8 protein-coding genes and 1 pseudogene are annotated in these 5,139 nt (G+C 41.8%); 5 read left to right on the top strand and 4 right to left on the bottom strand.

Features of this window, described 5'->3' with window-relative positions; translation table 11 throughout:
* Both PREBIDRAFT_RS11325 and PREBIDRAFT_RS00620 read left to right on the top strand, forming a co-directional pair.
* Nucleotides 1-204 (top strand): biotin synthase (locus PREBIDRAFT_RS11325; RefSeq protein WP_218915735.1); only part of this gene is annotated, 204 nt, incomplete at its 5' end.
* 66 nt (nt 205-270) lie between these two features.
* On the top strand, nt 271-492 hold the full coding sequence (locus PREBIDRAFT_RS00620; protein WP_004336033.1) for a hypothetical protein: 222 nt from the start codon (nt 271-273) through the stop codon (nt 490-492).
* 475 nt (nt 493-967) lie between these two features.
* Here the strand turns inward: PREBIDRAFT_RS00620 and PREBIDRAFT_RS00615 are convergent, their stop codons facing one another.
* The 3 genes from PREBIDRAFT_RS00615 to PREBIDRAFT_RS00605 all read right to left on the bottom strand — a co-directional run bounded on the left by PREBIDRAFT_RS00615 (nt 968) and on the right by PREBIDRAFT_RS00605 (nt 2,771).
* Nucleotides 968-1,606: a thymidylate synthase gene (locus tag PREBIDRAFT_RS00615; protein WP_004338955.1), complete on the bottom strand. Its 639-nt coding sequence runs from the start codon at nt 1,604-1,606 to the stop codon at nt 968-970.
* Between the two features lie 25 nt (nt 1,607-1,631).
* On the bottom strand, nt 1,632-2,462 hold the full coding sequence (locus tag PREBIDRAFT_RS00610; RefSeq protein WP_004338953.1) for a DNA adenine methylase: 831 nt from the start codon (nt 2,460-2,462) through the stop codon (nt 1,632-1,634).
* Nucleotides 2,463-2,528: 66 nt separating this feature from the next.
* Nucleotides 2,529-2,771: a hypothetical protein gene (locus tag PREBIDRAFT_RS00605; protein ID WP_004338950.1), complete on the bottom strand. Its 243-nt coding sequence runs from the start codon at nt 2,769-2,771 to the stop codon at nt 2,529-2,531.
* A gap of 252 nt (nt 2,772-3,023) precedes the next feature.
* Here PREBIDRAFT_RS00605 and PREBIDRAFT_RS11655 point away from each other — a divergent pair, with 252 nt between their 5' ends.
* The 3 genes from PREBIDRAFT_RS11655 to PREBIDRAFT_RS00595 all read left to right on the top strand — a co-directional run bounded on the left by PREBIDRAFT_RS11655 (nt 3,024) and on the right by PREBIDRAFT_RS00595 (nt 4,420).
* A complete protein-coding gene (locus PREBIDRAFT_RS11655) occupies nt 3,024-3,380 on the top strand; it encodes a phage integrase SAM-like domain-containing protein (protein WP_004336512.1) in 357 nt (118 codons plus the stop codon).
* A 4-nt stretch (nt 3,381-3,384) separates the two neighbouring features.
* Nucleotides 3,385-4,026 (top strand): site-specific integrase, encoded by a 642-nt coding sequence (locus tag PREBIDRAFT_RS11650; protein ID WP_244864318.1) that lies wholly within the window; start codon nt 3,385-3,387, stop codon nt 4,024-4,026.
* Between the two features lie 142 nt (nt 4,027-4,168).
* On the top strand, nt 4,169-4,420 hold the full coding sequence (locus PREBIDRAFT_RS00595) for a hypothetical protein (protein ID WP_004338946.1): 252 nt from the start codon (nt 4,169-4,171) through the stop codon (nt 4,418-4,420).
* Here PREBIDRAFT_RS00595 and PREBIDRAFT_RS11615 read toward each other — a convergent pair.
* Nucleotides 4,411-5,139 (bottom strand): annotated as a pseudogene (locus PREBIDRAFT_RS11615) (hypothetical protein); the annotation flags it as partial. The gene PREBIDRAFT_RS00595 and the pseudogene PREBIDRAFT_RS11615 overlap by 10 nt on opposite strands.

Below are 5,139 nucleotides of genomic sequence, written 5' to 3'. Positions count from 1 at the left end.
AGCGGAATGAAAGTTTACTTTCAAATTCCCGAATGCCGCCTATCTTCTACAAAGATAGTGCCAATGAGCGGAATGAAAGTTTACTTTCAAATTCCCGAATGCCGCCTATCTTCTACAAAGATAGTGCCAATGAGCGGAATGAAAGTTTACTTTCAAATTCCCGAATGCCGCCTATCTTCTACAAAGGTAGTGAAAACTAACTGAAAATTTGGCTTTTCTAAAAAGTTAATGTACTTTTGCATATTAGAATAAAAAAAATAAAACAAGGTTATGACAACTCCTATATTTGGACTCGTAGCATTACTCGTAATTGCTCTTGTGGGCTGGGGTATTGCTGAACTAAAAAGTAAGACAATAACATTTACTCATTCTGAAGCAGAAGCTGAGGGTGAAGAAGAAATGCTAGAGGCTTTCGAAGCTCACGGTGGTAAGGAAATGGGCTTAAAAGATATTCTAAAAAGCAATAGTACAAAGGGTTTTAAGGCTATCTAATTTTTCTTAGAAAAGGGCTTTTAAAAAACTTATCTTTTGTCTAAACCGTAAAAGCAAGGTTACAATATAAGCACTTTGTTTATATTTTTCAACAGCTTGTGTAGTTGTATATACTAATAAGGCTTAGATGTAAAAGCCTTTTAGTCATATACTTACAGCGTAAAAATAAAAGGTCATCTTTTTCTGTGTAAAAGGTTATCATTTACATAGCAAAAGATGACCTTTTACGTTGTAAAACATGCTGTTTTGCAGCGTAAAAGGTAAGCTATAAAAGCTGTGTTAAGTTTTTTCAAGGGTGCGTAGGTTTTAGTAAGAAGAGAGAAAGGGATATATAATCCGCAAAACGAAGCGTTCCAAAAAAGTAAGACGAAGCGTTCCGACTCGTAAAACGAAACGTTCTTTTTTCAGTTCCCCCTCCACACGCAAAACGCCCCAGAAAAATCTGAGGCGTTTTACATTTCTTATCCATTATATTTCAGACATTCAAATCAAATCTCACAGTCTCGTCACCACTGAGCAGCAGCTTTGTACGCTCTATATTATTCTCATATATGTGTACGTTGCCCAGGTTCAGGGTTATGCTCTTCAGGGGTAACTCTATCTGCCGTGCCATAAGATAAAGGTGGTATATGTCAGCTGGCAGCCCAAGGCTTGCATCACTGCTTCGCTGATAGGCGGAGACGACCAATTCCCCACCATCTATCTGAAACTGTACAAGGCTGAGGCAGGGTGCCTGATTACTTTCCGCTCCCGTCTCAACAAGGAACAGCACATAGTTCTTACTGTTCCGTTTCTCATGGTTTATCTTTGCAATAAGCGGCGGCAGTTTCTCAAAGTAGGTCGGATAGCTGTTTACCAATATACTTCCGCAGTAGTCCCACCAGTTTATGCCTGCCTCGCGGTATCGCTCCACATTTCGCTCACCCTGCATAAATAGTTGTAACTCATTCTTCAACTTCTTTCGGGCTATGCCGTGGCTCTCGAATATGTCGAGCAGATCGGCAGGTAATAATGAAAGCTGCTCATTGAGCAAATAGTGGATATTCCCTTTCTTGTTGTCCTGAATCTTTCCTTGCTTCAGAATTTTGTCCAGTATCTGATAGTATTTGTTCATCGTTCAAAGGGTATTAGAATGTTATTCAAGCGACATCCGTATAAAGCATGATGTCCGTATAGGATGAGTTGTAATTCATGTGGGCGTTAAACTCCCTACGGTGGCAATTCTTGAACGGGTCGCCAAAATTCGGGTGTCTGCCCATCCAGTCGCACAACTCTACGATAGAGGACTTGTTCGAGGTGAAATAGATGAAGCGGTGCCCAGAGAGGACTGTCAGTACATCAAGATAATCGGACAGTTTCCAATACATCCTGTAGGTCTTGCTGTCCGTGTTCAGATATGGCGGATCTACGAGGAACACCACGCCTGGCACGTTCTTGTAACGCTCAAACACCTCCTTGTAATCACAGGAGGTAATGGTCAGCCCATCGAGATAGTCTTCGCAAGGAGGATAATCCACTCCCTTGATGTTGTTGTATAAGGTCTCTTTCTCCAATTCCGCATACTCGGTGGCATACTTCATCGAAAAGAGGATGGACGAGGACAGCGTGATATAATCCACACACCCGTGAACCCGTTCATGCCTGCGGATACACGACAGTACCTGCTCGCGTTGTTCTCCCATAATGGGCTTATGGCGTGGCACGTCCACTATTGCACGCAGTTCAGCCAGCAGGGCATTCGTCTGGGGTAATGCATCCAGCCGTTTACGATAGCCGTCAAAATCATTATATACAACGGTGGAGTTCGGCTTCTGGCATTTGGCGATATGGGACAGCAGACCGCTGCCGCCGAACAAGTCCACGAAGGTCGTACCGTCAGGGAACTGCCGGAGCACCTTGATGTACTCCTTGGCAAACATCCGCTTCTGTCCCTGGAATGGAAGCGGTGCCGAAAGATATTGTTTTATCATTGTCGCACTTATTTGGTACGGCAAAGGTCGCCATATTCGGTGAGGCAGAAGAATATTTACACCAAATCACACTGCAAGCGGTTTGCAGTCGCTTTGGAACCGTTTGATGAGCATATATACCTTGCGCTCGCTTACCGTATACTTTTCCGACAGCCTGGCTATGATATACGACACTTTCTCGCCACGATTCAGCAACGTAGTGTAATCGGTATATAAGTCCACAAACTCCTCGTCTTCCAGACGAATTCCTGCTATTTTGAGCCTTTTTATCAGCTCCCTGTTAAATTTCAAGACCTCTATTATCTTCATTATCACAAAATTTTATATCTTTGCAATGTCTCACTTATTATTGCGCATAGCGCAGCCAAAATTAAAAACCGCAAAGACGGTCGGAAAGGCATATTGCCCCCGGTCGCGTCCTTGCGGCGTTTTTGGTTAAATAGTAAGTGAGACGACTTTTAACAGACTGGGGGCTTTTTTATATTTTCATTCACCTGCAGCCTGCTTATAGGACTACAAAGGTACTGAATTTTGGGCAGGTTGTCCTCAAAATTCAAAGCAATGAATCTCAAAAATCTTATTCAGAACTTAACAGCACAGCTTAAAGGTCATAACGCCTTAATCCAGATACAGGTAGACGGGCTATATATCGTAAAGCGAGTGGGCGATGTGAACAAGTTGATGGATAACCCAACAATGACATTATATAATCAGGAGAACTCTTTTCTTGAATGGATGGACGAGGAAATTAAAAAGGAAACTTTCACGCCTGGAACTATATCAAATCATAAAGCAACATTAGGGGTACTTAGATGCTTTCGAACGAGGATAACGTTCTCCGACATTGACTATAAGTGTATCTGTGATTTTGAGAACTTCTTAAAAAAAAGCAGGATATGCTGTCAACACGATTGCTAAGTTCATGAAGATATTTCGTAAATTTGTCAACCTCGCTATTGACGAGGAACTGATGACGACTTACCCGTTTCGGAAGTATCATATCAGGACTGAAAACGTACAGAAGCAGTCATTGACAGAACGGGAACTACACAGGATTGAAAACAAGATGGAGAATGAAGATATGACGGACGAGGAAAACAAAGTCATCAGTGGTTTTCTTTTCAGCACCTATACTGGCTTGCGTTTCTCTGATATAATACAGATAACCAAGCAGCACATTAAGAATATATATAGGAACAAGTGGGTTGTAATGCGAATGCAGAAGACAGACTACGAGGTAAGAATACCTATATCTAAGATATTTAGAGGCAAGGCTGCTGCAATGGTACAAGAGAACAAGACAACTACAGGTAAACTTTTTCAGCTACCTTGTAACGCACGTTGCAACCTGGTTCTCAAGCGTGTACTCAAGCGATTCAATATCCACAAACACATTACTTTTCACTGCGCAAGACATACGTGCGCTACCGTGCTACTGAGTAAGGGGGTGAGCTTGTCAATCATACAACACATATTAGGACATCAGAGTATTAAGACAACGCAAGTGTATTCTGCTGTGAAGGACACGACGATTAATAAGGAAATACGAAGAGCATTTAGGTAAAGGTTCCATCGGGACTAAGTTTAGTGGAAACTCGAATATCAAGACCCTGAAGGACCTACGTTTTTTCACTTCTTTAGATGACGGCACTCAACAGATTGTTGCGAACTGTCCTAATCTTATAGAGGTCTGGGTTCCTGAAACTATGACTCATATTGCATCTTGGTTTTCTCTTGGAACTCCGAGACTAAAGACTGTCGTTATGTGTGGAAAAACTCCTCCAGCTTTATCTTCCAACTTTATGTACATCGACACGAACTACAACTATCCAAAAGGTTTAAGGATTTTTGTGCCAGATGATGCTATTTCTAAATATAAGCAGAAATGGGCTAATATTTCTAATAACAACATGAAAATTATTAAATTTATTTACCCTATGAGCGAGTATCATCCATGATACTCACTTAGAGGGTAAATGAACTCTTTATAATCCTTCCAAACAGCAGCCTCTCTGTATTTCTCAACGCTGTTATTTGGTACGTAAATTTTCGCAAAATTGGTTGTGTGATTATCGTAGAAGAAGCCACTGATATTAGTGATTTTCGCAGGAATACGACTTTCTATTATAATCGCTTTCAAATCTCTTTTCTCCGAGCCCCAAAAGAAATAATCTGGTATACGCTTCCACTCACCACATAATCGAACACGCTCGTAAGAGCTTACGTCGTCATTGAATATTCCAAAATGTATCGGTGGAACTGAAATATATTTCAGCTTCTTACATCCTCGGAACATACCATCCAGTAGTTGAGAAGCCTTAAACCGAACCAGCTCATCAAAAGACTCAATCTTTGGATTGTCATAAAACTTAGTCCCGATGGAACTAACAGCAGCAGCCTCTTCCATACTTAACTCACCGTCACCGTCCTTATCCCAGTTTTCTATGCAGATACGCTTCACTTCTGGGTCTTCGAAGCGAATCCACCATTTAGCGATATTCAGTTTGAGTTTAGGGTAGTGCGTCATCAGCGCATCGTAAGTATCACGATACGCACCAGTGGTGAGGTTAATCGTGCCGTCAAGCACAGGATAAGGATCGTTGCCGTACTGCCCCTCTGCATCGATACCTTGGTATGTACCGTCTACAAGCTGGGAAAGCTTATCGAAGGTTCTTCC

Origin of the sequence: Prevotella bivia DSM 20514 (genome assembly GCF_000262545.1) — a bacterium.
Classification (GTDB): domain Bacteria; phylum Bacteroidota; class Bacteroidia; order Bacteroidales; family Bacteroidaceae; genus Prevotella; species Prevotella bivia.
This window is presented reverse-complemented; position numbering and strand designations above follow the sequence as displayed.

What these genes read in the sequence shown, in the direction of transcription:
- PREBIDRAFT_RS11650 (WP_244864318.1), top strand. Translation starts at nt 3,385, where the DNA reads ATGAAGATATTTCGTAAATTTGTCAACCTCGCTATTGACGAGGAACTG.
- PREBIDRAFT_RS00620 (WP_004336033.1), top strand. Translation starts at nt 271, where the DNA reads ATGACAACTCCTATATTTGGACTCGTAGCATTACTCGTAATTGCTCTT.
- PREBIDRAFT_RS11655 (WP_004336512.1), top strand. Translation starts at nt 3,024, where the DNA reads ATGAATCTCAAAAATCTTATTCAGAACTTAACAGCACAGCTTAAAGGT.
- PREBIDRAFT_RS00595 (WP_004338946.1), top strand. Translation starts at nt 4,169, where the DNA reads ATGACTCATATTGCATCTTGGTTTTCTCTTGGAACTCCGAGACTAAAG.
- PREBIDRAFT_RS00615 (WP_004338955.1), bottom strand. Translation starts at nt 1,606, where the DNA reads ATGAACAAATACTATCAGATACTGGACAAAATTCTGAAGCAAGGAAAG.
- PREBIDRAFT_RS00605 (WP_004338950.1), bottom strand. Translation starts at nt 2,771, where the DNA reads ATGAAGATAATAGAGGTCTTGAAATTTAACAGGGAGCTGATAAAAAGG.
- PREBIDRAFT_RS00610 (WP_004338953.1), bottom strand. Translation starts at nt 2,462, where the DNA reads ATGATAAAACAATATCTTTCGGCACCGCTTCCATTCCAGGGACAGAAG.